This window comes from Bacillus sp. D48C (assembly GCF_053345735.1).
Genome location: NZ_JBKFAQ010000021.1, coordinates 21,889 through 48,353, shown reverse-complemented (window position 1 = coordinate 48,353; position 26,465 = coordinate 21,889). Strand labels below are relative to the sequence as shown.

General features: G+C 35.4%; 28 protein-coding genes and 1 rRNA gene. 28 read left to right on the top strand and 1 reads right to left on the bottom strand.

Going from position 1 to position 26,465, the window contains the following annotated elements; all coding sequences use genetic code 11:
- The 10 genes from rrf to rsmI all read left to right on the top strand — a co-directional run.
- Positions 1–79: ribosomal RNA gene (gene rrf / locus ACLBXA_RS28555) — 5S ribosomal RNA — on the top strand; the annotation flags it as partial.
- A gap of 188 nt (positions 80–267) precedes the next feature.
- Positions 268–447 (top strand): sigma factor G inhibitor Gin, encoded by a 180-nt coding sequence (locus ACLBXA_RS28550; RefSeq protein ID WP_000776279.1) that lies wholly within the window; start codon positions 268–270, stop codon positions 445–447.
- Between the two features lie 71 nt (positions 448–518).
- The gene (locus ACLBXA_RS28545) at positions 519–1,940 is read left to right on the top strand and encodes an aminotransferase class I/II-fold pyridoxal phosphate-dependent enzyme (protein ID WP_001073003.1); all 1,422 of its coding nucleotides are present in this window, start codon (positions 519–521) and stop codon (positions 1,938–1,940) included.
- A gap of 1 nt (position 1,941) precedes the next feature.
- A complete protein-coding gene (gene tmk / locus ACLBXA_RS28540) occupies positions 1,942–2,568 on the top strand; it encodes a dTMP kinase (protein WP_000677218.1) in 627 nt (208 codons plus the stop codon).
- 35 nt (positions 2,569–2,603) lie between these two features.
- On the top strand, positions 2,604–3,587 hold the full coding sequence (gene holB / locus ACLBXA_RS28535; protein WP_000978578.1) for a DNA polymerase III subunit delta': 984 nt from the start codon (positions 2,604–2,606) through the stop codon (positions 3,585–3,587).
- A 5-nt stretch (positions 3,588–3,592) separates the two neighbouring features.
- Entirely contained in the window at positions 3,593–4,420 is an 828-nt protein-coding gene (locus ACLBXA_RS28530; protein WP_000272429.1) for a PSP1 domain-containing protein, read from the top strand.
- A gap of 14 nt (positions 4,421–4,434) precedes the next feature.
- Complete coding sequence (gene yabA, locus ACLBXA_RS28525; RefSeq protein WP_000412063.1) at positions 4,435–4,785, top strand: DNA replication initiation control protein YabA; 351 nt, start codon at positions 4,435–4,437, stop codon at positions 4,783–4,785.
- An 82-nt stretch (positions 4,786–4,867) separates the two neighbouring features.
- Positions 4,868–5,608 (top strand): tRNA1(Val) (adenine(37)-N6)-methyltransferase, encoded by a 741-nt coding sequence (locus tag ACLBXA_RS28520; RefSeq protein WP_001055357.1) that lies wholly within the window; start codon positions 4,868–4,870, stop codon positions 5,606–5,608.
- Positions 5,595–5,885 (top strand): GIY-YIG nuclease family protein, encoded by a 291-nt coding sequence (locus ACLBXA_RS28515; RefSeq protein ID WP_000414350.1) that lies wholly within the window; start codon positions 5,595–5,597, stop codon positions 5,883–5,885. The genes ACLBXA_RS28520 and ACLBXA_RS28515 overlap by 14 nt, the downstream gene beginning before the upstream one ends.
- Complete coding sequence (rsmI, locus tag ACLBXA_RS28510) at positions 5,854–6,729, top strand: 16S rRNA (cytidine(1402)-2'-O)-methyltransferase (protein ID WP_000267816.1); 876 nt, start codon at positions 5,854–5,856, stop codon at positions 6,727–6,729. The genes ACLBXA_RS28515 and rsmI overlap by 32 nt, the downstream gene beginning before the upstream one ends.
- Positions 6,730–6,749: 20 nt before the next feature.
- On the opposite strand, the gene ACLBXA_RS28505 is transcribed toward rsmI, so the two are convergent.
- Positions 6,750–7,034: an AbrB/MazE/SpoVT family DNA-binding domain-containing protein gene (locus ACLBXA_RS28505; protein WP_000843036.1), complete on the bottom strand. Its 285-nt coding sequence runs from the start codon at positions 7,032–7,034 to the stop codon at positions 6,750–6,752.
- 486 nt (positions 7,035–7,520) lie between these two features.
- On the opposite strand from ACLBXA_RS28505, the gene metG reads away from it, so the two are divergent.
- From metG to ACLBXA_RS28415, 18 genes are all read left to right on the top strand, one after another.
- Positions 7,521–9,503 carry a methionine--tRNA ligase gene (gene metG, locus ACLBXA_RS28500; RefSeq protein ID WP_000134138.1) on the top strand — a complete coding sequence of 661 codons (1,983 nt, stop codon included), beginning with the start codon at positions 7,521–7,523 and terminating at the stop codon, positions 9,501–9,503.
- A 166-nt stretch (positions 9,504–9,669) separates the two neighbouring features.
- A complete protein-coding gene (locus tag ACLBXA_RS28495) occupies positions 9,670–10,437 on the top strand; it encodes a TatD family hydrolase (RefSeq protein ID WP_000895845.1) in 768 nt (255 codons plus the stop codon).
- Positions 10,438–10,652: 215 nt separating this feature from the next.
- Positions 10,653–11,210 (top strand): ribonuclease M5, encoded by a 558-nt coding sequence (gene rnmV, locus ACLBXA_RS28490; RefSeq protein ID WP_000692842.1) that lies wholly within the window; start codon positions 10,653–10,655, stop codon positions 11,208–11,210.
- Positions 11,207–12,085 (top strand): 16S rRNA (adenine(1518)-N(6)/adenine(1519)-N(6))-dimethyltransferase RsmA, encoded by an 879-nt coding sequence (gene rsmA, locus ACLBXA_RS28485; RefSeq protein WP_000651548.1) that lies wholly within the window; start codon positions 11,207–11,209, stop codon positions 12,083–12,085. The genes rnmV and rsmA overlap by 4 nt, the downstream gene beginning before the upstream one ends.
- Positions 12,086–12,195: 110 nt before the next feature.
- Complete coding sequence (gene yabG, locus ACLBXA_RS28480) at positions 12,196–13,059, top strand: sporulation peptidase YabG (RefSeq protein ID WP_001173734.1); 864 nt, start codon at positions 12,196–12,198, stop codon at positions 13,057–13,059.
- A gap of 226 nt (positions 13,060–13,285) precedes the next feature.
- Positions 13,286–13,546 carry a biofilm formation stimulator Veg gene (veg, locus tag ACLBXA_RS28475; RefSeq protein WP_000044347.1) on the top strand — a complete coding sequence of 87 codons (261 nt, stop codon included), beginning with the start codon at positions 13,286–13,288 and terminating at the stop codon, positions 13,544–13,546.
- Between the two features lie 91 nt (positions 13,547–13,637).
- The gene (gene sspF, locus ACLBXA_RS28470; RefSeq protein ID WP_002094215.1) at positions 13,638–13,817 is read left to right on the top strand and encodes an acid-soluble spore protein SspF; all 180 of its coding nucleotides are present in this window, start codon (positions 13,638–13,640) and stop codon (positions 13,815–13,817) included.
- Positions 13,818–14,013: 196 nt separating this feature from the next.
- The gene (gene ispE / locus ACLBXA_RS28465) at positions 14,014–14,883 is read left to right on the top strand and encodes a 4-(cytidine 5'-diphospho)-2-C-methyl-D-erythritol kinase (RefSeq protein ID WP_000772104.1); all 870 of its coding nucleotides are present in this window, start codon (positions 14,014–14,016) and stop codon (positions 14,881–14,883) included.
- 54 nt (positions 14,884–14,937) lie between these two features.
- On the top strand, positions 14,938–15,786 hold the full coding sequence (gene purR / locus ACLBXA_RS28460; RefSeq protein WP_000702467.1) for a pur operon repressor: 849 nt from the start codon (positions 14,938–14,940) through the stop codon (positions 15,784–15,786).
- 120 nt (positions 15,787–15,906) lie between these two features.
- Positions 15,907–16,281 (top strand): RidA family protein, encoded by a 375-nt coding sequence (locus tag ACLBXA_RS28455; RefSeq protein ID WP_000869823.1) that lies wholly within the window; start codon positions 15,907–15,909, stop codon positions 16,279–16,281.
- A gap of 152 nt (positions 16,282–16,433) precedes the next feature.
- Positions 16,434–16,727, top strand: a complete 294-nt coding sequence (spoVG, locus tag ACLBXA_RS28450; protein ID WP_000454041.1) for a septation regulator SpoVG — start codon at positions 16,434–16,436, stop codon at positions 16,725–16,727.
- Between the two features lie 311 nt (positions 16,728–17,038).
- Complete coding sequence (gene glmU / locus ACLBXA_RS28445; RefSeq protein ID WP_000071039.1) at positions 17,039–18,418, top strand: bifunctional UDP-N-acetylglucosamine diphosphorylase/glucosamine-1-phosphate N-acetyltransferase GlmU; 1,380 nt, start codon at positions 17,039–17,041, stop codon at positions 18,416–18,418.
- Between the two features lie 18 nt (positions 18,419–18,436).
- Positions 18,437–19,390 (top strand): ribose-phosphate diphosphokinase, encoded by a 954-nt coding sequence (locus ACLBXA_RS28440; RefSeq protein ID WP_000107420.1) that lies wholly within the window; start codon positions 18,437–18,439, stop codon positions 19,388–19,390.
- A 72-nt stretch (positions 19,391–19,462) separates the two neighbouring features.
- Positions 19,463–20,023: an aminoacyl-tRNA hydrolase gene (gene pth, locus ACLBXA_RS28435; RefSeq protein ID WP_447617686.1), complete on the top strand. Its 561-nt coding sequence runs from the start codon at positions 19,463–19,465 to the stop codon at positions 20,021–20,023.
- Positions 20,024–20,093: 70 nt separating this feature from the next.
- Positions 20,094–20,318, top strand: coding sequence for an anti-sigma-F factor Fin family protein (locus ACLBXA_RS28430; protein WP_000399438.1), 225 nt, complete (start codon positions 20,094–20,096; stop codon positions 20,316–20,318).
- A gap of 105 nt (positions 20,319–20,423) precedes the next feature.
- A complete protein-coding gene (mfd, locus tag ACLBXA_RS28425) occupies positions 20,424–23,954 on the top strand; it encodes a transcription-repair coupling factor (protein WP_000579722.1) in 3,531 nt (1,176 codons plus the stop codon).
- Positions 23,955–24,090: 136 nt separating this feature from the next.
- A complete protein-coding gene (gene spoVT / locus ACLBXA_RS28420; protein WP_000648306.1) occupies positions 24,091–24,627 on the top strand; it encodes a stage V sporulation protein T in 537 nt (178 codons plus the stop codon).
- Between the two features lie 230 nt (positions 24,628–24,857).
- Positions 24,858–26,459, top strand: a complete 1,602-nt coding sequence (locus tag ACLBXA_RS28415) for a putative polysaccharide biosynthesis protein (protein ID WP_000387575.1) — start codon at positions 24,858–24,860, stop codon at positions 26,457–26,459.
- Positions 26,460–26,465 lie beyond the last annotated feature (6 nt).

Below are 26,465 nucleotides of genomic sequence, written 5' to 3'. Positions count from 1 at the left end.
TACCGAACACGGAAGTTAAGCTCTCTAGCGCCGATGGTAGTTGGGACCTTGTCCCTGTGAGAGTAGGACGTCGCCAAGCAACTAAAACACGAGTCATTTGACTCGTGTTTTTTTGTATTGTTAAAAAGAATGGGAAAGAAGTAATGGTAATACAAACACGTTGCCCAAGAGTTAATCATATTATATAAGAGATGGGTGTATATTTTTCTGGAAATTGTTAAGGATTAGAAGTATAAAATAGGTTCACTTAAATAGGGAGGGAAGGTTATGAAATTACAAAGTGAAGTTTGTATTGTTTGTGAGACAAAAAGAAAAGAAGGTATATATGTTTATAATAATTTAATATGTTATGAATGTGAAAAGGATATGGTGAACACAGAGACAGATGATCCAAAATATATACATTATTTAAAGCAACTTCGAAAATTAGAAGTATCATATTTTTAAATAGGCATATGCCTATTATTTTTTTTGTTCTGTATAATAGATGGAGAATGAATTATAAGGAAGAGATGTAGATGAATCAAAATCATATGCCTTTATATGAGGCGTTAATAGAGTTTAAAGAAAGAGGGGCGTTATCTTTTCATGTTCCAGGTCATAAGAATGGTTTAAACTTCCCTCAGAAGGCAATAAGAGAGTTTAAAGATATTCTATCTATTGATGTAACTGAGTTAGCAGGACTGGATGATTTGCATAGTCCGTTTGAATGTATAGATGAGGCACAACAATTATTGACTGAAGTGTATGATACAAAGAGAAGTTATTTTTTAATTAATGGTTCAACAGTCGGGAACTTAGCAATGATTTTGTCTTGTTGCAGGGAACATGATATTGTTCTTGTACAAAGAAATTGTCATAAATCAATTATTAATGGTTTAAAACTAGCGGGAGCAAATCCCATTTTTTTAGATCCATGGATTGATGAAGCTTATAACGTACCAGTGGGAGTTCGTAATGAAATTATTAAGAAAGCAATTGGAAAATATCCAAATGCGAAAGCACTCATTTTAACGCATCCTAATTATTATGGTATGGGGATGGATTTAGAGGCAAGCATCGCTTTTGCACATGCACATAAAATCCCTGTTTTGGTAGATGAGGCACATGGGGCACATCTTTGTTTGGGAGAACCATTCCCAAAATCAGCGTTAACATATGGTGCAGATATTGTAGTTCATTCTGCACATAAAACATTACCCGCAATGACAATGGGTTCCTATTTACATATAAATGGTCACTTAGTAGACGAAGAGAAGGTTACTACTTATTTAAGTATGCTACAATCTAGTAGTCCATCGTATCCAATTATGGCTTCCTTGGATATAGCACGCTTTACAATGGCGCGTATAAAAGAAGAAGGACATGGTGAAATTGTTGAGTTTTTACGGAGATTTAAGGAACAGTTACGTTCTATTCCACAAATCGCCATTTTAGAATATCCGTTACAAGACGAGCTAAAGGTTACCGTACAAACTCGTTGTCAGTTATCAGGGTACGAATTACAGTCCGTATTTGAAAATGTCGGTATATATACAGAGATGGCTGATCCGTACAATGTCCTATTTATTTTACCCCTGCAAGTAAATGAGGAGTATATGAAGGTTATAGAGATGATCCGAGTAGCATTGCAACATTATGACGTGAAAGACAAGAGGGAATCTATTCGTTATACTTATAAAGGTGAATTCTCTCCTTTGCCGTATACGTATAAACAACTAGAAGGATATGGAACAAAGATAGTATCTATAGAAGAGGCTGTTGGAATGATAGCGGCGGAAATGGTAATTCCGTATCCACCTGGAATTCCATTGGTTATGTATGGAGAGAGAATTACTTCAGAGCATAAAGAGCAAATTATGTATTTAGAGAGAGCAGGAGCTCGTTTTCAAGGTAATACGAAATATATGAAAGTGTATGATATAGAAAGTAGGTTTTAGGATGAAGGGATTATTTGTAACAATTGAGGGTCCAGAAGGTTCAGGTAAAACAACGTTAATTAAAAGCTTATTACCATATTTTGAACAAAAAGCACAAAAGGTAATGGCGACAAGGGAACCAGGTGGTATTGCAATTTCTGAGGACATTAGGACGATTTTACATAAACAAGAATATACGATGATGGAAGCACGTACAGAAGCGCTTCTTTATGCTGCTGCGCGCAGACAGCATTTAGTAGAAAAAGTTATGCCAGCACTTAATGAGAACTATCTCGTGCTATGTGATCGTTTTATAGATAGTTCTTTAGCATATCAAGGCTATGCAAGAGGGTTGGGTATGGATAAGGTATTTGAAATAAATCGTTTCGCAACAGAGGACTGTATGCCTAGTTTAACAATTTATCTAGACATTGAGCCTGAGGTTGGTTTGGCTCGAATTGAAAAAGATGCAGGACGTGAAGTAAATCGACTAGATATGGAAGATATCTCTTTCCATAAACGTGTGCGCGAAGGGTATTTACAAGTTGTAGAACGTTTCTCGGATCGTATTGTATTGGTAAATGCTGATCAGCCGATGGAAAAACTTATAGAAGAAGTTGTTCAGATTATAGAAGATAAATTGTTATAATAGAAGGAAAGAATGAAATAAGTGAGGTATGCATTATGATGAAGACGTGGGAGCAGCTTTCTGCTATACAACCCATCGGTGTAAAAATGTTGATGAATAGCATTGCAAAAGAGCGTATATCCCACGCTTACTTGTTAGAGGGAGGGAAAGGTACGGGAAAGTTTGCGACAGCAATTCAAATGGCAAAGAGTTTCCTCTGTTCTCAGCGGAATGGAGTAGAGCCCTGCCATGTATGCACAAATTGTAAGCGAATTGATTCAGGTAACCACCCTAACTTACATATTGTAAAACCAGACGGATTATCTATTAAGAAGCAGCAAATTCATGATTTACAAGAAGAGTTTTCAAAAACAGGATTAGAGGCAAATAAAAAATTATATATTATTGAGCACGCAGATCGTATGACAGCAAATGCGGCAAATACACTTTTGAAATTTTTAGAAGAACCAAGTAGTGATACAACCGCTATTTTACTTACTGAACAAAGTCATCAAATTTTAAATACGATTTTATCTCGCTGCCAAGTTGTTACGTTTAGACCGTTACCTACGGAATCTTTAATTAGAAGATTACAGGAAGAAGGTATTACAGCATCTTTATCGACACTTGCTGCTCAACTCACAAATAGTTTTGATGAAGCTTTAGCTTTATGTAGTGATGAATGGTTTGCACAAGCACGAGCTTTAGTGATAAAATTATGTGAAGCGCTCGAAAAAGATAAAACCTCTATTTTTTTTGTACAAGAAAAATGGGGAAAACACTTTGGAGAGAAAGAACAATTACAACAAGGTTTAGATATGTTACTCCTTATTTATAAGGATTTACTATATGTTCAACTTGGAGAAGAAGATCGTCTTGTTTTTCATGAGCAGAAAGAGATGTTTGAATCGTTTTCCTATGCTCAGAAGCGCATTGTATCAGCTCTCTTTAATATATTAGAGGCAAAAAATAGAATCAACGCTAATGTAAATGCGCAGCTTGTGTTCGAACAGTTAGTGTTGCGGTTGCAGGAGGGATGACCGTTTTGTATGATGTAGTAGGTGTTCGCTTTAAGAAGGCCGGAAAGGTATATTACTTTGATCCAAATCAGTTCGATATCTCTGAAAATGAGTTTGTCATTGTAGAAACGGTAAGAGGTATTGAATACGGAAAAGTAGTTATTACCAAAAAGCAAGTTGATGAAAACGACGTTGTATTACCGCTAAAAAAGGTTATTCGTATTGCAAATGAAAATGATCGTACCATTGTTGAAGAGAACAAACATGCTGCAAAAGAAGCATATCAAGTCTGTCAACAAAAGGTAGTAGAGCATAATCTTGATATGAAACTTGTAGATGTAGAGTATACATTCGATCGTAATAAGATTATTTTCTATTTTACTGCGGATGGTCGGATCGATTTCCGCGAACTAGTGAAGGACTTAGCGGCAATTTTTAGAACAAGAATTGAACTAAGACAAATTGGTGTTCGTGATGAAGCGAAGATGCTAGGTGGTATTGGTCCATGTGGTCGTATGCTTTGTTGTTCTACTTTTTTAGGAGATTTTGAACCTGTATCCATCAAAATGGCAAAGGATCAAAATTTATCATTAAATCCTGCAAAAATCTCTGGTTTATGTGGTCGCTTAATGTGTTGCTTAAAATATGAGAATGATGAATATGAGGCAGCAAAGGAACAACTTCCTGATTTAGATCAACGTATACAAACCCCGCATGGTACTGGCCGTGTTATCGGATTAAATATTTTAGAAAGATTAATTCAAGTGGAACTAGTAGACAAGGAACGGATAGTAGAATATACGTTAGATGAGTTAGTGAATAAAGGGGTCGTTTCGAGTCAAACCACAGATTAATGAGGTGGGTGCTTGTGGAGAAAAAAGATATTTTTGAATCGGTTTCTAGTATGGAAGAGCAAATTGGACATTTATACAAACAGTTGGGAGAGTTAAAACAGCATCTTGCAGAGTTGTTGGAAGAAAACCAGCATATAAAAATGGAAAATAACAATTTGCGACACCGTTTTGAAGAAGTGCAGAATAAAGAAAAACAAAAAACTCAAAAGCGTAAAGAAGTGAAGCCGAAGACAGATATTGGTGAAGGTTATGACAATTTAGCGAGACTGTATCAAGAAGGTTTTCATATTTGCAATCTACATTATGGAAGTGTACGTAAAGAGGGAGATTGTTTGTTCTGTCTGTCATTCTTAAATAAAAAGTGAAATTACCTTTCCAATTATAATTGGAAAGGTAATTTTTTATACATGAAATAGGGTAGGTTAAGGGTAAGAAAAGGAGCAGTATATGAATTTATATGAAGATGAACGTTTAGATTACTTATTAGCGCAAGACATGAAGATTATACAAAGCCCATCAGTATTTAATTTTTCTTTAGATGCTGTTTTACTGGCAGATTTTGCATGGGTACCAATTCAAAAGGGGAATTTACTTGATTTGTGTACAGGTAACGCAGTTGTCCCCCTTCTATTAAGTACAAGAACAAAAGGAAAGATTACTGGTGTGGAAATTCAAGAACGCTTATATGATATGGGAGTAAGAAGTGTTCAATATAATGGGCTGGAAGAAAGAATTCACCTCATACATGGAGATTTGAAAGATATGCCAGAGAAACTCGGACGTCATCAATATGATGTTGTTACATGTAATCCACCATATTTTCAAACACCTCAAACTTCAGAGAAAAATATGAATGAACATTTAGCGATAGCTCGTCATGAAATTATGTGTACATTAGAAGATGTTGTATCTGCAAGTAGTCAGTTAGTAAAACAAGGTGGGAAAGTGGCGTTTGTACATCGTCCAGGGCGATTACTCGACATTGTCACATTAATGCGTAAATATAGAATTGAACCAAAGCGTGTGCGATTTGTTTATCCTAAGGTTGGAAAAGAAGCAAATACATTGTTAATTGAAGGAATTAAGGATGGAAATGCAGATTTAAAAATTTTACCACCTCTCGTTGTATATGAGAACAATAACGAATATACAAAGGAGATACGTTCAATTTTATATGGAGAAGAATAAGCATTTTTTTTATGTGGTAGAGTGCTCTGATGGAAGTTATTATGCTGGATATACAAACCATATCGAAAAACGAATTCAGACTCATAATAGCGGCAAAGGAGCTAAGTATACACGCGTCAGGCTTCCTGTCGTTTTAAAATATGTAGAGACCCATGATGATAAACGTACAGCTATGCAAGCGGAGTATTACTTTAAGCAATTAACGAGAAAACAAAAAGAGGCATATATGCAAAAAGGAGAACGCTATGTGGCAACAAAAAAGCTTTCAACAAAATGAAAAGGGAGTTTTATATTTAGTACCAACTCCTATTGGAAATTTAGAAGATATGACATTTCGTGCAATCCGAATTTTAAAAGAAGTTGATTTAATTGCTGCTGAAGATACGAGACAAACGAAAAAACTTTGTAATTATTTTGAAATTGAAACACCTGTCACGAGTTATCATGAGCACAATAAAGAAGTAAGTGGGAAGAAAATATTAGAGAAATTAGAGGATGGAAAGAATGTAGCACTTGTTAGTGACGCTGGTATGCCGTGTATTTCTGATCCAGGTTACGATATTGTTGTTGAGGCAGTAGCTGAGCAATATCATGTAATTCCGCTTCCTGGAGCAAATGCAGCCCTTACAGCATTAATTGCATCTGGTCTTGAAACAAAGCAGTTTTATTTCTATGGTTTCTTGCAGAGAAATAAAAAGGAACGAAAGATGGAGTTAGAAAAGCTTCGTTATGTACAAACTACAATGATGTTTTATGAAGCGCCTCATCGTTTAGATGATACTTTAATTTCGATGCAGGAAGTGTTGGGGAATAGAGAGATTGTATTATGTCGGGAGTTAACGAAAAAATTTGAGGAATTTATTCGAGGAACAGTCGAAGAAGCAATTGAGTGGACGAAGCAAAATGAGGTACGTGGTGAGTTTTGTATTTTAGTAGCTGGTTCGACAGAAGAACCTGCTCCAGAAGAACAATGGTGGGAATCTCTTTCAGTATATGATCATATTGAACACTATATAAATGAAAAAGGTATGAATTCAAAAGAAGCGATTAAAACAGTCGCTAAAGATCGAGATTTGTCGAAAAGAGATGTATATCAAATCTATCATGTCGATAAAAAATAAGCTTCTCATAATTGAGAAGCTTATTTTGCTGTTTCGATATAATCTTGAAGTTCGTTTAAGATTTGCTCAGCGCCTTCTTTGCTTAAGATGATTTTACCTTCAGCTAAAGAAAGGTTACCGTCAGATACTTCACCAGTTACTTGGCAAGTCATGTTTGGTTTATATTTTTTTAAGATGATTTTCTCGTCATCAACATAGATTTCAAGAGCATCCTTTTCTGCAATACCTAAAGTACGGCGTAATTCGATTGGAATTACTACACGACCTAATTCATCAACTTTACGAACAATACCAGTAGATTTCATAATTTTTTTCCTCCTAAATAAATAGTTTATAAGTTTCGAGTCTATTTTTAGATTCGTCATTTTTCGACAAAATACCCTATGGACATATGATACCAATCATTTACATTTCCGTCAATTCTTAAATTCTATATTTTTTAAAAAGATTTATAGATTTCTTATTTCTTATATATAATAGATTGAGAGGAAATTCCACAATTATTTACATTGTTTTCTGAAAAATTAACAAATTTTAAGTGGAGATTGTATATTTTTTTGGAATATGAGCAATAGATGATAAAGATATCGAGCATTAAGAACCCAAATTCAAAATTAGGTTGGGGTAAAGAAGATAAGTGAGATTCGGGCTGCTCGTAAAAGCCCGATTGATGTGGGCTAATAATCAGTGGGGATGAACAAAAACCCCGCTGATTAAAGTTTCACTTTATATATGAGTTTTTGATATACTGTTTATAAATACATATGAGGTTATTCGGGAGGTCCAAAACAATGACAGAGGAAAATAAGTCCTTTTATATTACTACCCCAATTTATTATCCAAGTGGAAAATTACACATTGGACATGCTTATACGACAGTAGCAGGAGATGCAATGGCACGATATAAGCGTATGCAAGGATACAATGTTCATTATTTAACAGGAACTGATGAGCATGGACAGAAAATCCAAAAAAAAGCAGAAGAATTAAATATTACACCACAAGCATATGTGGATAATATTGTTGCAGGAATTAAAGAACTTTGGGAGAAGATGGATATCTCTTATGATGATTTTATTCGTACAACTGAAGATCGTCATAAAGATGTTGTTGAAAAAATCTTTAAGCAACTAGTAGATCAAGGTGATATTTATCTTGATGAATATGAAGGTTGGTATTCTGTACAAGATGAGACATTCTATACGGAGCATCAATTAGTAGATCCAATTATGGAAGGTGACAAAGTAGTTGGAGGAAAAAGTCCAGATAGTGGTCATGATGTAGAACTTGTTCGTGAAGAATCATATTTCTTTAGAATGGGTAAATATGTCGACAGACTATTAAAATTCTATGAAGATAATCCACATTTCATTCAGCCAGAGTCTCGTAAGAATGAAATGATTAATAACTTCATTAAACCAGGCTTAGAAGATTTAGCAGTTTCTCGTACTTCATTTGACTGGGGAGTTCGTGTTCCAGGTAATCCGAAACACGTTATTTACGTATGGGTTGACGCATTATCTAACTACATTACAGCATTAGGTTATGGAACAGAAAATGAAGAGATGTATAAGAAATTCTGGCCGGCAGATGTGCATTTAGTTGGAAAAGAAATCGTTCGTTTCCATACAATTTATTGGCCAATCATTTTAATGGCATTAGATTTACCTCTTCCGAAAAAAGTCTTTGCTCATGGCTGGATTTTAATGAAGGATGGAAAGATGAGTAAGTCAAAAGGAAACGTAGTAGATCCAGTTACATTGATCGATCGTTACGGATTAGATGCATTACGTTATTACTTACTTCGTGAAGTTCCATTCGGATCTGACGGTGTATTCACACCAGAAGGATTTGTGGAGCGTATTAATTTCGATCTAGCAAATGACTTAGGTAACTTATTAAATCGTACAGTAGCTATGATTGATAAGTACTTTAACGGAGAAATCCCTGCATTTAAAGCGAATGTAACGGAATTTGATGAAACGTTAGTAACGTTTGCAAAAGATACATTGAAAAAAGTAGAAGAGGCAATGGAGAATATGGAGTTCTCTGTAGCGTTAGGATCTATTTGGCAATTGGTTAGTCGTACGAACAAATATATTGATGAAACACAACCATGGGTATTAGCGAAAGATGAGAATGATCGTGAAAAGTTAGCTTCTGTAATGGCTCATTTAGCAGAAGTACTTCGTCAAACAGGTATTATGCTTATGCCATTCTTAACAGTAGCACCAAGCAAGATGTTCGCTCAGCTTGGCCTTACTGATGAGGCTCATAAATCTTGGGAAAGTCTATCTACAATTGGCTGTATTCCAGCTGGAACAAAAGTAGAAAAAGGAAACCCAATTTTCCCTCGCTTAGAAATGGAAGTGGAAGTAGAGTACATTAAGGAACAAATGAAAAGCTCTGCTCCTAAAGTAGAAGAGAAAAAAGAAGAAGAACCGAAGGCAGAAGAAATTACAATTGATGATTTCTTTAAAGTAGAATTACGCGTAGCTGAAGTACTATCTGCTGAACCTGTGAAAAAAGCAGACAAGTTGTTAAAAATTCAACTAGACTTAGGCACAGAAAAGCGTCAAGTTGTTTCTGGAATTGCGAAATTCTATTCGCCAGAGGACCTAAAAGGTAAAAAGGTTATTTGTGTAACAAACTTAAAACCTGTAAAATTACGCGGTGAATTATCGCAAGGTATGATTTTAGCGGGTGAAGAGAATGGCGTATTGTCATTAGCATCAATTGATCAAAATCTACCAAATGGTACAAAAATCAAGTAATTAAGACAAGAAAAGAGATGTTTCACGTGTAACATGTGTGAAGCGTCTTTTTTCTTTTTACACTCTCTATTTTTGCATTAAGATTGTAGTATTGTTATCGTTAAGTTATTAAAGAACTTATTTTTGTAGAATAAACTTGATTTCAATATAAAAGGAGTTATGTATTATGTTGTTTGATACACATTCACATTTGAATGCAGAGCAATTCGAAGAAGATTTGCAAGAAGTTATTGCCCGAATGAAAGAAGCGGGAGTTACTTATACAGTTGTTGTTGGTTTTGATGAAGTAACGATAAAAAAGGCGATGGAATTAGCTGAAGCCTATGATTTTATTTACGCTGCGGTTGGATGGCATCCAGTTGATGCAATTGACATGACAGAAGAACATTTAGCTTGGTTAGAAGAACTTGCTTCTCATCCTAAAGTCGTTGCACTTGGAGAAATGGGTTTAGATTATCACTGGGATAAGTCTCCAAAAGAAATACAGAAAGAAGTATTCCGTAAACAAATTACATTAGCTAAAAAAGTGAAATTGCCGATTATTATACATAACCGCGATGCAACTCAAGATATTGTTGATATTCTAGAAGAAGAGAATGCAGCTGAAGTAGGAGGCATTATGCATTGCTTTAGCGGCAGCGTAGAAGTAGCAGAGCGATGTGTTGATATGAACTTTTTAATTTCGTTAGGCGGACCAGTTACATTTAAAAATGCTAAGAAGCCGAAAGAGGTTGCTACGGAGATTCCATTAGAGAAATTGTTAATAGAGACGGATTGTCCGTATCTAACGCCGCATCCATTTCGAGGGAAACGAAATGAACCGAGTTATGTAAAACTCGTAGCAGAAGAAATTGCGAATTTAAAAGGAATTTCTTATGAGGAAGTAGCAGAAATGACAACCAAAAATGCAAAATTTTTATTTGGTGTTGAATAAAAAAGAATGGGGAAACCTGTTCTTTTTTATTTTGAAAAAACACTAGTAGAAGTGATGAAGAAAATAAATGTGAATGATGAAGTGTTACAATAAGGACAGAGAACAAAGATTTTTCTATTCTATTTTTTAAAATATAAGAATGGGGAAAATAATAATGGAAAAGTCGTCATTTTTTTGTTTTACTAAGTAGAGACGAAACGAGTGTGGAGGCAAGCATGAAAATAAAAGAGATTATCGTTGTAGAAGGTAAAGATGATACAGTTGCGATTAAGCGTGCTGTTGATGCGGATACAATTGAAACGAACGGTTCAGCAATCGGTGATCATGTTATTGAGCAAGTTAAATTAGCGCAACAAAAAAGGGGCGTTATTATTTTCACAGATCCGGATTATCCTGGAGAGCGTATTCGAAAAATTATTTCTGACAAGGTTCCCGGCTGTAAGCATGCCTTTTTACCGAAGGAAGAAGCGCTTGCTAAAAGGAAAAAGGGAGTTGGGATCGAACATGCTTCTAATGAGTCGATCCGCCGTGCTCTAGAGAATATACATGAAGAAATGGAAGTTTATACAAGTGAAATTAGTTGGAGTGATTTAGTCGATGCAGGCTTAGTGGGCGGAGAAATGGCAAAGAGCCGCAGAGAAAGAATGGGTAAGCTATTAAAGATTGGTTATACAAATGCAAAACAGTTACATAAACGATTACAGATGTTTCAAGTTTCAAAGGAATCATTTGGAGAAGCTTATAAGCAAGTAATACAGGAGGAAAAAAAATGAAGGATATCGCAACGCCAAATCGTACAAAAGACATTGTTGAAAAGTATGGATTTTCATTCAAAAAAAGTTTAGGACAAAACTTTTTAATTGATACAAATGTATTAAATCGTATTGTCGATCATGCTGAAATTGGTTCAGAAAGTGGTGCAATTGAAATTGGACCAGGTATCGGTGCATTAACAGAGCAATTAGCGAAGCGTGCTAAAAAAGTAGTGGCTTTTGAAATTGATCAAAGACTATTACCAATTTTAGATGAGACGTTAGCACCATATGGTAACGTTACAGTTATTAATAAAGACGTACTAAAAGCGGATGTACATGAAGTATTTAATGAGCAATTTGAAGAAGGGCAAGATGTAATGGTAGTAGCTAACTTGCCATACTATATTACAACGCCAATTTTATTTAAATTGCTTGAAGAAAAGTTACCAGTTCGTGGATTTGTTGTTATGATGCAAAAAGAAGTTGGAGATCGTTTAGCTGCTAAACCTGGAACGAAAGAGTATGGTTCTTTATCGATTGCCATTCAGTATTATACAGAAGTTGAAACAGTTATGACTGTACCGCGTACAGTGTTTGTACCACAGCCAAATGTTGATTCTGCAATTATTCGCCTTCTAAAGCGTCCGAAACCGGTTGTAGAGGTGACAGATGAAACATTCTTCTTTGAAGTAGTACGAGCAAGTTTCGCACAGCGCCGTAAAACTTTAATGAATAATTTATCAAATAATTTAAATGGTTTCCCGAAAGATAAGGAATTATTGGATCGAATTTTAACAGAAGTAGGAATTGATCCAAAGCGAAGAGGCGAAACGCTATCTATTGAAGAGTTTGCAACATTAAGTAATGCATTGGTTCTTCATAAATTATCATAAGAATATGAAAGGGACAGTTCAACTTGAACTGTCCCTTTTGTCACCTTTCTCCCTCTAAATTCATATTTTAAAAACAGGTAAGATGGCCTAATGAGTTTGGAGGTAGGAGAATGGCTTTACATGTTGGAGAATTAGTGGAACGATATTCTCATAAGAGGGATATTCTTTTTCGTATTATAGAAATAAAAGGCGAGATAGCTATATTGTTTGGAGAGGAAATTAGACTGGTGGCGGATGCGCCACTTGAAGATTTAATTAGTATAGATCAACGAGAACATAAAAAAAGGGTGAAGCGTGAGAAAGAAACAATGGAGCGCACGTATCGTTTGTTTCAACAAGATTATGTGTTAATGAAACAAAGGCATGAACATACTTCAACTGGTGGATACACAAGTGAGGTGAATTATTTTCAAATGCCGGGACGTGTATTGCATATAGATGGAGACCCTTTATATTTGCGCAAGTGCTTAGACTTATATAACAAAATTGGCGTTCCTGTACAAGGTATTCATTGTAAAGAAACGGAGATGCATGAAAAAGTAGTAGACTTAATAGATCACTTTCGCCCAGACATTCTCGTTATTACGGGGCATGATGCATATACAAAATCGAAAGGAGTGAAGGGAGATTTAGCGGCATATAGGCATTCAAGGCATTTTGTACAGGCTGTTCGAGAAGTGCGAAAAAAATATCCATCATTGGATCAACTTGTTATTTTTGCTGGGGCATGTCAATCGCACTTTGAGGCACTAATTCGTGCAGGGGCCAATTTCGCTAGTTCACCATCTAGAATTAATATTCATGCACTAGATCCCGTATATGTAGTTGGTAAAATTAGTTTTACTTCATTTATGGAGAGAGTCAATGTATGGGATGTCGTACGTAATACAATTACTGGTGAAAAGGGACTAGGTGGAATTGAAACGAGAGGGATTTTACGAACGGGATTACCTTTTCAACATTACGAAGAGTAAGCAGGGTACATATGTATCTTGCTTTTTTGTATGGAAGGATTTAAATGAATTTGGATAAAAAGAGGCAAGAACGTACAGACTACGTAATGATACTTTTACAATATAGTATTTCTTCTATCTATTCAAACGCAAGATGATATTAGCTGTGAATCGCGGTTAATAATTAGGATAGATATATAGTGCTTTAAGTGTTCAATCTAAATTACAGCGAGGTGTAGCGAAGTATATGTCAAAACGTTTAGATGAAATTAAAAGCGAATTAGATCACCATCTTGGACAGCGACTTATGTTAAAAGCAAATAGTGGAAGAAGAAAAACTGTGGAGCAATCAGGTGTACTAGCAGAAACATACCGTTCTGTTTTTGTTGTTCAATTGGATCAACAAGAAGATGCGTTGCAACGTGTATCTTATAGTTATGCAGATGTTTTAACAGAGACAGTAGAGTTAACATTTTATGGAGACCCTCATAATGAGGTCATTTTATAATCCATATATCATTACATATATTCCCATAAATGAAAAGCTATATTATTTTGCATACTAACTATACCGTAGCAAAATAAGGAGGGACTCTGCATTGAGTAGACGAAGAGGTGTCATGTCAAACCAATTTAAAGAAGAGCTAGCAAAAGAGCTTGGCTTTTATGATGTTGTTCAGAAAGAAGGATGGGGCGGAATTCGTGCGAAAGATGCTGGTAACATGGTGAAACGTGCTATAGAAATTGCAGAACAGCAATTAATGAAACGAAACCAGTAGTTGTAAGATACTTTCTATGCTACGGTAGCCGAGGAGACATTCCTCGGCTTTTTGTACTCTAAAAGGTGCCATCATTTTACATAAGTAGTTTCATTCTGAATGCTTTTCGTTATAATTAGGGAAGTGTCATCGTCTTACTATAAATTTATGGTAAAATAAACGATAAAAGATTGAGTACATAGAGTGGGTGAATAGATTGAAGCTACTAGTGAAAGCACCAGCAAAGATTAATCTGTCGTTAGATGTACTGGGAAAAAGACAAGACGGATATCATGAAGTGAAAATGATTATGACAACCATTGATTTAGCAGATCGTCTAGAACTAACGGAATTAGCAGAAGACCGTATTGAAATTTTATCCCATAATCGGTATGTCCCAGACGACCAACGAAATTTAGCTTATCAGGCAGCGAAATTATTAAAAGAGAAGTTTAATGTAAAAAAAGGTGTATCTATTACTATTGAAAAAACGATTCCAGTAGCAGCTGGATTAGCAGGTGGAAGTAGTGATGCAGCAGCGACATTACGTGGTCTTAATAAATTATGGAATTTAGGGCTTACAATTGATGAGTTAGCAGAGCTTGGCGCAGAAATTGGATCAGATGTATCGTTCTGTGTATACGGCGGCACAGCAATTGCCACTGGAAGAGGAGAGAAAATTGAGCATATAAAGACTCCGCCTTCTTGTTGGGTTATTTTAGCGAAACCACATATAGGTGTATCTACTGCTGATGTGTATGGAAATTTAAAGTTAAATCGAGTTACACATCCAAATGTAGATAAAATGGTTGATGTCATAAATTCTGGAGATTATAAAGGGATTTGTGATACTGTTGGTAACGTTTTAGAAGATGTAACATTTGGAATGCATCCTGAAGTTGCACGTATTAAATCACAGATGAAGCGATTCGGAGCGGATGCTGTATTGATGAGTGGAAGTGGTCCAACTGTATTTGGACTTGTACACCATGATTCTCGAATGCATCGCATTTATAACGGGTTAAAAGGATTTTGTGAACAGGTCTATGCGGTACGTTTATTAGGAGAGCGAGAAACGCTTGAATAAAGACGTATAATACGTTATGATTTGTTTAGAATATTCGTGATTTGAGGTGAGAGTATGAAAATTAGAAGAAGTACAAGATTAGTCGATATGACTTATTACTTGCTACAAAACCCTCGTCAGCTAGTATCTCTCACTTTTTTTGCTGAAAGGTATCAATCGGCTAAGTCTTCCATTAGTGAAGATTTAGTTATTATTAAGCAAACGTTTGAACAACAAGGGGTCGGCACATTGCAAACGATACCAGGAGCAGCAGGAGGAGTGAAATATATACCGTATATAAGTGAAGAAGAGGCAGATCTAATTATTGATGAGCTTTGTGGCTTATTTGAAAATCCAGATCGTATTTTGCCTGGCGGTTACTTATACATGACAGATTTATTGAGTAATCCTCGCCATATTAATGGCGCAGGTCGTTTGTTTGCTTCTGTTTTTGCTAGGCAATCAATTGATGCGGTTATGACGGTGGCAACGAAAGGGATTCCACTTGCTTATGCAGTGGCAAATTACTTAGATGTACCAGTTGTAATTGCAAGGAAAGATAATAAGGTAACAGAAGGTCCGACTGTTAGTATTAACTATGTGTCGGGTTCTTCTAAACGAATTCAAACAATGACATTAGCAAAACGCAGCCTTCCAGAAGGATCGAATGTTTTAATTATTGATGACTTCATGAAAGCTGGTGGAACGATTCAAGGTATGATGAGTATGTTAGAAGAGTTCAAGGCTAATGTTGTTGGTATTGGTGTATTAGTAGAATCCACAGATATTGAAGAACGACTAATTAATAATTTTGTATCATTAATTCGTCTATCGGAAGTTGATGTGAAAGAAAAAACGATTCAAGTGGAAAAAGGGAATTATTCTCTTGCACCATTTGATGAAGGGCTTGTAGAGGCTGAATAAAAGGTAGAGCAGATAGCTCTATCTTTTTTTATTTTATTTATAGATTATAAAATAGATGGACAAACTGCCTTTCGTACACTATTTTTAAAGAGTAAAATAAATAATAAAAGGGTGAAAAGTATGAAAGTTGTTCAAACAAGCAAGGCACCACAAGCGATTGGACCTTACTCACAAGGGATTATTGTAAATAATATGTTTTATAGCTCAGGACAAATTCCATTAACGGAAAATGGGGAGCTTGTAACAGGAGATGTAACAGTACAAACAGAACAAGTATTTCAAAATTTACAAGCGGTATTAGAGGAAGCAGGTGCTTCATTTGATACAGTCGTAAAAACAACAGTATTTTTAAAGGACATGGATGATTTTAATGCAGTGAATGAAGTATATAGCTCTTATTTCTCTACTCATAAACCAGCTCGATCTTGTGTGCAAGTAGCAAAATTACCGAAAGATGTTTCCGTTGAAATTGAAGTAATCGCCCTAGTTAAGTAACCTTTTGTAAGCGATAACCTCCACTAATCTCTATATTCAACTACATTAAAAATTTTTATCTTAAAAATTTTTAAAAAATTAAAGGGAAAATAGAAAATTTGTGGAATTTATACAAATATATCGCTTATTTAGAAAAGGGTGGTGAACACAAGATGGAAGTGACTGACGTAAGATTACGCCGCGTAAACACAGAAGGCCGCATGAGAGCAATTGCCTCTATTACTTTGGACCATGAATTTGTTGTTCATGATATTCGTGTAATTGATGGTAATAATGGATTATTTGTAGCAATGCCAAGTAAACGTACTCCAGATGGAGAGTTCCGTGACATTGCACATCCGATTAATTCTGGTACACGCTCTAAAATTCAAGATGCGGTTTTAACAGAGTATCATCGTTTAGGCGAGTTAGAAGAGGTTGAGTTTGAAGAAGCAGGTGCTTCGTAAAATTCGAATGAAAAGGGCTTTGACGAAAAGCCTTATAATTTTGTAGCAAACTCCTGTAAGCATTTACAGGAGTTTGTTTTTTTTACTTTATATTTGTAAATTTCATAATTCATTAATATAAAAAGAAGAAACTACTAATTTTTTCAAAATCATTTTAAATAGTATAGCTTATTTCTTAAAAAAGATACTAAAGAGTAAAACATCTTATAAGAATTATGGTAAAATTTAATAGTTAAAATGTGTTTCTTGAAATATATGATGATTTAGGATAATATCTTTAATGGATAAATAGGTTGCGATGGAGGGTCTATATGTCAAACAGATTTGCAGTGATTCTAGCTGCAGGTAAAGGCACACGTATGAAGTCTAAGCTATACAAAGTGCTGCATCCTGTATGTGGAAAACCCATGGTACAACACGTAGTCGATCAAGTATCTCAATTAGGATTGCAGAAACTTGTAACGGTTGTTGGACATGGTGCTGAAATGGTACAAGAACAGCTAGGAAACGTAAGTGAGTTTGCATTACAAGCAGAACAACTTGGTACAGCACATGCTGTAGATCAAGCTGCAAGTGTACTTGCAAATGAAGAAGGAACAACTTTAGTTATTTGTGGTGATACGCCGCTAATAACTGCTGAAACGATGGAAGCATTACTTCAGCAACATAAAGAAGCAGGAGCAATGGCGACGGTGCTAACAGCGTACATAGAAGAACCTGCTGGATATGGCCGTATTGTTCGTAATGAGAATGGTCATGTTGAAAAGATTGTTGAGCATAAAGATGCAAATGAGAAAGAATTAGCTATTAAAGAAATCAATACAGGTACGTATTGTTTTGATAATAAGGCTTTATTTGCTTCACTTTCTAAAGTTTCAAATGATAACGTACAAGGTGAATATTACCTTCCAGATGTTATTGAGATTTTAAAAAATGAAGGTCATATCGTATCAGCTTATCAAACAGAGCAGTTCGATGAAACGTTAGGTGTTAACGACAGAGTCGCTCTATCGCAAGCGGAAATTATTATGAAAAACCGTATCAACCGAAAGAACATGGTAAATGGTGTTACAATTATTGATCCAAGTAACACTTATATTTCTGCTGATGCAATTATCGGTAGTGATACAGTTCTTCATCCAGGAACAATTATTGAGGGGAACACTGTAATTGGTTCTGATTGTGAAATTGGACCGCATACAGTAATTCGTGATAGTGAAATTGGAGATCGTACGACAATTCGTCAATCTACTGTACATGATAGTAAACTTGGTACAGAAGTATCGGTTGGTCCATTTGCACATATTCGCCCAGATTCAGTTATTGGAGACGAAGTACGCGTTGGAAACTTCGTGGAAATCAAAAAAACTGTCTTTGGTAATAGAAGTAAAGCTTCACACTTGAGTTATATCGGGGATGCACAAGTTGGAGAAGACGTGAATCTTGGTTGTGGTTCAATTACGGTGAACTATGACGGTAAGAATAAATTCAAAACTGTGATTGGTAATGGGGTATTTATTGGATGTAATTCAAACCTTGTTGCTCCAGTAACAGTTGAAGATGGTGCTTATGTGGCAGCAGGCTCTACAATTACAGAGAATGTTCCATCAAAAGCATTATCGGTAGCACGTGCACGTCAAGTTAACAAAGAAGACTATGTTGATCAATTGCTGAATAAGAAAAAATCATAATGTGGAGGGTTAATCTAGATGTCGACTCAATATCTAAATTCTAATTTGAAAGTATTCTCTTTAAACTCTAATAAGGAACTTGCTGAGCAGATTGCAAAGCATATTGGAGTAGGACTAGGAAAATGTTCTGTTGATCGTTTTAGTGATGGAGAAGTTCAAATTAACATTGAAGAAAGTATCCGTGGTTGCGATGTATTCATTATTCAATCTACAAGCTTCCCAGTAAACGAACATATCATGGAATTACTTATTATGATCGATGCATTAAAACGTGCATCTGCGAAAACAATTAATATTGTTATTCCTTATTATGGTTATGCGCGTCAAGACCGTAAAGCGCGTTCTCGTGAACCAATTACATCGAAACTTGTAGCAAACTTGCTTGAAACAGCAGGTGCAACTCGTGTAATCACTCTAGATTTACATGCTCCACAAATTCAAGGGTTCTTTGATATCCCAATCGACCACTTAATGGGTGTACCGATTCTTTCTGATTACTTTGAAACAAAAGGTCTTAAAGATATCGTAATCGTGTCTCCTGATCATGGTGGTGTAACTCGTGCAAGAAAAATGGCAGATCGTCTAAAAGCGCCAATCGCTATTATTGATAAGCGTCGCCCTCGCCCGAACGTATCAGAGGTAATGAACATTATCGGTAATATTGAAGGCAAAACAGCGATTTTAATTGATGACATCATTGATACAGCTGGTACAATTACATTAGCAGCAAACGCTCTTGTTGAGAACGGTGCTTCTGAAGTATATGCTTGCTGTACACACCCAGTATTATCTGGTCCAGCAATTGAACGTATTCAAAATTCAAATATTAAAGAGTTAGTTGTAACGAACTCTATCGTATTACCGGAAGAGAAGAAAATCGACAAAGTACATGAACTTTCAGTTGCTCCATTAATCGGAGAAGCAATCATTCGTGTATACGAAGAAGAATCTGTGAGTGTATTATTCAATTAATTGGATAGAATGAGACGTAACCAAAATTGGTTACGTCTTTTCGTATCGAAAAAAGAAAGTAGTGGTACAAGAATGAAATTGATAGTAGGACTTGGGAACAAAGGTAGAGAATATGAATTAACAAGGCATAATATTGGATTTATGGCCATTGATGAACTTGCGAAGCGTTGGAACATTTCTTTGAATGAACAAAAATTTAAAGGTGTATTTGGTGCAGGTTTTGTTAATGGAGAAAAGGTAATCTTATTAAAGCCGCTAACATATATGAATTTATCTGGAGAAAGTATTCGTCTACTCATGGATTATTATAAAATTGATGTTGAGGACTTCGTTGTTATGTACGACGATTTAGACATTCCTGTAGGTAAATTGCGTCTTCGCATGAAAGGTAGTGCTGGTGGACATAATGGTGTAAAGTCAATGATTTCACACCTAGGAACACAAGAATTTCAACGTATCCGTATGGGAATTGATCGCCCGAAAAATGGAATGAAGGTAGTCGATTATGTATTAGGACGCTTTACATCTGAAGAGATTCCGGATGTTAACCATTCTATTGAAAAAGCAGCGGATGCATGTGAAGAGTGGCTAAATAAGCCTTTTCTCCAAATCATGAATACTTTCAATAGTTAAAAATGAGATTAGGAATATTTCTTTTTTGTTTTACCCATACTAGTAGTAATTTAATTTTTAGGAGGCTAGTATGGAAGGGTATTATTATTGCAGACACTGCGGAGGTAATGTAGGCTCCATTAACGCAGAAAAAGTATATAGCGACGTTTTATTTCAACTAACAGAGCAAGAAGTAGTAGAGATGATTCATTTTCATGAGAATGGAAATATATATATAAAAACGATTTGTGAATCGTGTCAAGAAACGCTCGCATCTTATCCTGAGTATTATGAATATGAAAAATTTCTGCAATAAAATGTTGTCGCTTTGGCATGTCCAAAGCATTTTTCTGTTTTCCTTTTCCGAAATATTTGCATAAAATAGAATGGCTTGCTCTTTATGTTGAGAGGAGTTTTAAAAATGATAGGTTTATTAGAGCAATTTTATAAAAATAAAGAGATACAATCAGTTATTAATGGATTAGAAGATGGGTTAAAGGAACAACTTATATCAGGGATGGCAACGTCTTCTCGTTCATTATTAATGGCGGCTTTATATAAAAAAACAAAAAAATCACAATTAATCGTGACACATAACTTATACCAAGCGCAAAAAGTACATGAAGATTTAGTGGCGTTACTTGGTGAAAAAGATGTGTGGCTATATCCAGTGAATGAACTTATAGCATCGGAAATTGGGGTTGCAAGTCCAGAATTGAAGGCGCAACGTATAGAAGTGTTAAATCGCTTGGCTGCTGGAGAGAATGGAATCATTGTAGCTCCAGTGGCAGGATTGCGTAGATTTTTACCAATAAAAGAATTGTGGAAGCAAAAGCAAGTTGAAATCAATCTAGGGCAAGAGATTGATTTAGATGCGCTCTTGCATACTTTACATCATATTGGCTATGAACGTAAGTCGATGGTAGAAGCTCCAGGGGAGTTCAGTTTGCGCGGGGGAATATTAGATATTTATCCTTTAACTGAAGAACTACCATTTCGTATTGAATTCTTCGATACAGAAGTCGATTCTATTCGATTATTTGATGTGGATGAACAGCGTTCTCAAGGAAAAAAAGAAAGCGTTAAGTTTGGTCCGGCAACAGAGTTTTTATTTTCACAGGAAGAATTAAAATCAGGAATTCAGCATCTTGAAGAAGGTTTGACTAAGACGATGCAAAAACTTTCTGATGATAAACTAAAGACTACAGTACTTGAGACGGTAAGTCATGAAATTGAGATGTTGAAAAACGGGCAAAGTATAGAACAGATGTTTAAATACTTATCTATTTTCTATAAAGAACCTGCTAGTCTGATAGATTATTTACCAGAAGACGGTGTTGTAATTTTAGATGAGATTTCCCGTATTCAAGAAACAGCATCACATCTGGAAACAGAAGAGGCGGAATGGTATATATCACTTCTTGGTGAAGGAACAATTATTCAAGATTTATCTTTCTCTCACGCATTCGAGGGATTTCTTCATCATAAAAAAAGAAATTTTGTATATTTAACGTTATTCTTGCGTCATATTGCACACACACATCCGCAAAATATTGTGAATGTAACATGTAAAACAATGCAAGATTTCCATGGACAGATGAATTTGTTAAAAACAGAAATTGATAGATGGAATGAAGGGCATTTTACGACTGTTGTACTTGGAACAGATGATGAACGTGTGAAAAAATTACAACATATTTTAAGTGATTATGATATTGAGGCAGATATTGTGGAAGGTACAGATATCTTATTGTCTGGAAGGTTACAAATTGCTGTAGGTGATTTACATGCAGGATTTGAAATGCCGATGCAAAAGCTTGTTGTCATTACTGAAAAGGAGCTTTTTCATAAGAAAGTTAAAAAATCACAACGTAAACAAAAGTTATCGAATGCTGAACGTATTAAAAGTTATTCGGAATTAAAAGTTGGAGATTATGTAGTTCATGTAAATCATGGTATAGGTAAATTTTTAGGTATTGAGACATTAGAGATTAATGGTGTTCATAAAGATTATTTAAATATTAAATATCAAGGTAATGATAAGTTATACGTTCCAATTGAACAAATTGATCAAGTCCAAAAATATGTAGGGTCTGAAGGTAAGGATCCAAAAGTTTACAAATTAGGTGGTAATGATTGGAAGAAGGTTAAAACGAAAGTTGAAAAATCTGTACAAGACATTGCGGATGACCTAATTAAACTATATGCTGAACGCGAAGCTTCAAAAGGCTATGCATATACGCCAGATACAGCAGAACAACAAGAGTTCGAATCATCTTTCCCATATCAAGAGACAGAGGATCAGTTACGTTCTATTGACGAGATTAAAAAAGATATGGAACGCGGACGTCCGATGGATAGGCTCCTTTGTGGTGATGTAGGGTATGGAAAGACTGAAGTGGCTATTCGTGCGGCATTTAAAGCAATTATGGATGAAAAACAAGTTGCAATTTTAGTACCGACAACGATTCTTGCGCAGCAACACTATGAAACAATTCGAGAGCGTTTTCAAGATTATCCAATCAATATAGGATTATTAAGTAGATTCCGTACGAGAAAACAACAAAATGAAACGATTAAGGGTTTAAAGGATGGCACAATAGATATTGTAATCGGAACACATCGTATTTTATCTAAAGATGTTACTTATAAAGATTTAGGGCTTCTTATTATTGATGAAGAACAAAGATTTGGTGTGACGCATAAAGAGAAAATTAAACAATTGAAGGCGAATGTTGACGTATTAACATTAACGGCAACTCCGATTCCACGGACGCTTCATATGTCTATGCTTGGTGTGCGCGACTTATCTGTTATTGAGACACCGCCAGAAAATCGTTTCCCAGTCCAAACGTATGTAGTAGAGTATAATCCAGCATTAATGCGAGAGGCGATAGAGCGAGAGCTTGCAAGAGGCGGTCAAATTTACTTCCTATATAACCGTGTAGAGGATATTGAAAGAAAAGCAGATGAAATTTCGATGTTAGTTCCAGATGCCCGTGTAACATACGCACATGGGAAAATGAACGAAAGTGAATTAGAGTCTGTTATGCTATCATTTTTAGAAGGACAGCATGATGTTCTTGTAAGTACAACAATTATTGAGACGGGTGTAGATATTCCGAATGTAAATACGTTAATTGTATTTGATGCAGATCGTATGGGATTATCACAGTTGTATCAGCTTCGTGGGCGTGTTGGACGTTCTAATCGTGTTGCATATGCATACTTTGCCTATAAACGTGACAAAGTGCTGTCAGAGGTTGCAGAGAAGCGTCTGCAAGCAATTAAAGAGTTCACGGAACTTGGATCTGGTTTCAAAATTGCGATGAGAGATTTATCTATTCGTGGAGCAGGTAATTTGTTAGGGGCAGAGCAGCATGGATTTATTGATTCTGTCGGATTTGATCTATATTCTCAAATGTTAAAAGATGCAATTGAACAGCGTAGAGGAACAGATGGGGCTGAAAATACAGTTAATGTTGAAATTGACTTAGAGGTAGATGCATACTTACCAGATGCTTATATTTCAGATAGTAAGCAAAAAATTATGATGTATAAACAATTTAGAGGTGTTTCTGCAATTGAGGATATTGAAGAATTGCAGGAAGAAATGATCGATAGATTCGGTGATTATCCACAAGAAGTCGGTTATTTATTACAAATTGCAAATATTAAAGTGTTGGCAATGAAAGAACAAATTGAGTTAATTAAACAGAATAAATTTGAAGTAACATTCCTGTTTTCTGAACAAGCAAGTCAAAATATTGATGGTGGAAAATTATTCATGCTTGGAAATAGTTTTGGACGTATGATCGGTTTAGGAATGGAAGGATCACAATTGAAAATTGTTATGAAAACAAATGGTTTAGAGACATCGAAGTGGTTAACAATTGCTGAAAATTTATTAAAAGGCTTACCAGATGTAAAAAAAGAAGTAATAAATGCCTAAAATAAGATAAAAAAATACAATTCGACGTGCATAGAAGAACTAATGTGTAAAATACTATGTCTAACAGTTGGTGATTTTTACATGAACAGGTAAATTCACCACTTTGATCATCAGTAGAAAGTGAGGCAGCATTAGAATGAAAGCAACTGGAATCGTACGTCGAATTGATGATTTAGGCAGGGTAGTAATCCCGAAGGAAATTCGTAGAACTTTACGTATTCGAGAAGGAGACCCACTAGAAATATTTGTTGATCGCGATGGAGAGGTAATTTTAAAGAAGTATTCTCCAATTAGTGAACTAGGTGATTTTGCAAAAGAATATGCTGAGGCTTTATATGACAGCTTAGGACATAATGTGCTTGTCTGTGATCGAGATTCTATCATCGCAGTATCAGGCGTATCGAAAAAAGAATACTTAAATAAAAGTGTTGGCGATTTAATCGAAAAAACGATGGAAGAACGAAAGTCTGTTATTATGACGGACGAAAGTGATATTTCCATTATCGATGGTGTAACAGAAAAGGTTCATTCTTATACAGTTGGACCGATTGTTGCAAACGGAGACCCGATTGGAGCTGTCATTATTTTTTCGAAAGAAGCTATTATAAGCGAAATCGAGCATAAAGCGGTTAATACTGCTGCCAGTTTCTTAGCGAAACAAATGGAACAGTAAGGGTGTATAATTTTAGAAGTAGCAATTTTTCCTAATTATGATCTTTCTTTTTGAGAAATCAATTATTTGGAGATATATGTATATTGAATGAAGGTAGCGCTTTGCTACCTTTTTTCGTTGAGTATTTTTAACGGTGCAGGAACCTATTATTACCCGTGGTGGTAAGGCAGCTTGTTCATTTCTTTATGATATAATACGAGAGGTGAGAATAGAAAAAGGAGTTTTCTTGTATGGAAGCGAAGAAGTATCAAGCCTTTTGGCGTGGGGCTATTATATTAACGATTGCAAGTTTTGTTACAAAAGTATTAAGCGCTTTTTACCGTATTCCATATCAAAATATAGCGGGTGATATTGGTTTTTATATTTATCAACAAATTTACCCGTTTTATGGATTTTGTTTAATTTTAGCTACTTATGGGTTTCCTATTATCATTTCGAAAATGGTTGCAGAACGACTAGAGCGGGGAAAACAAAAAGAAGCAGAAGAAATTATTTGTGTATCTTTTTGGTTTTTATTGGGAATTGGTTTTATAGGCTTCTTTACATTGTTTTTTGGGGCCAAAACAATTGCGATAGCTATGGGCGATATATACTTAGATAAGTTACTACGTGTTATTTCATTTTCATTCTTATTGATGCCGTTTTTGTCTGTAGCAAGAGGGTATTTTCAAGGCTTCAATAATATGATGCCAACAGCTGTTTCGCAAGTAATAGAACAAACAATTCGAGTTTCTATTATTGTATTTTTATCGCTATTCCTAATTGCTCACGGATTTGATTTATATACAGTTGGTGCAGGGGCTATGTTAGGCTCAATTGCGGGTGGACTTATTGGGATTATTGTACTTATGTTGTATATGCGTCGAGATTTTCGTTCTATATTTTTCAAAAGTGTAGCGAGAATTAAGGGCAAAAGGAGGATAATTAAAATCCTTTTTTGGCAGGGGTTAGCGATTTGTGTTAGTAATTTAGTGCTTATTTTTATACAGATGGCAGATTCAATATCCTTGTACACCTTACTTATTGGTGCGGGAGAACAGGTTGAAAGTGCAAAGGTATTAAAGGGTGTTTATGATAGAAGTATTCCGCTAATGCAATTAGGTACTGTTGTGACGACTTCTTTCTCGTTGTCACTTATTCCAATTATTACAGCGGCGAAGGAAAGAGGAGATCTTTCCTTTATTCAAGAAAAGGTAAAGTTAGCAATGAAAATAACACTTGTTATTGGACTTGCAGCAGCTATTGGACTAACTTGTATTATTCAACCTACGAATATTATGTTGTTTGAAAATAGTGATGGATCAGATGTTTTATCTATTTTATCTTTATCTATTTTATTTAGCTCGTTGTCAATTACGACGGCTTCTATTTTACAAGGGTTGGGACAAACATTTAAGCCAGCATTATTTGTTGTATTTGGAGGTTGCTTAAAGTTAGCGTTAAATTATATATTTATGCCTTATTTTGGTGTGAAAGGGGCAGCCTTTGCGACTTTGTGTGCGTTAATTATAATTTCTGGGCTAAATAGTTTGTTGCTTATGAGAGCTGTATCAGGATCGCTTATCAATAAGCGAAATATGTTAGGTGTAGTGATTAGTGGTATCTGTATGGGATTTGTATTAATGATGTTCACACGTGTGTTGCAGGTGTCTGGATTAGTAATTGATACGGAACATAGAGGAATCGCGACGCTTGAAGCGTTGCTAGGTGTAGTTGTCGGCGGATTGACATATATGTTTTTAATTTTGAAATTACGTGTATTTACAAAAAAAGAATTAGGAACCGTTATGAAACAAGAGAAAAAAGAAGGTTCATTGAAGAAGAGTGGATAGAGGTGA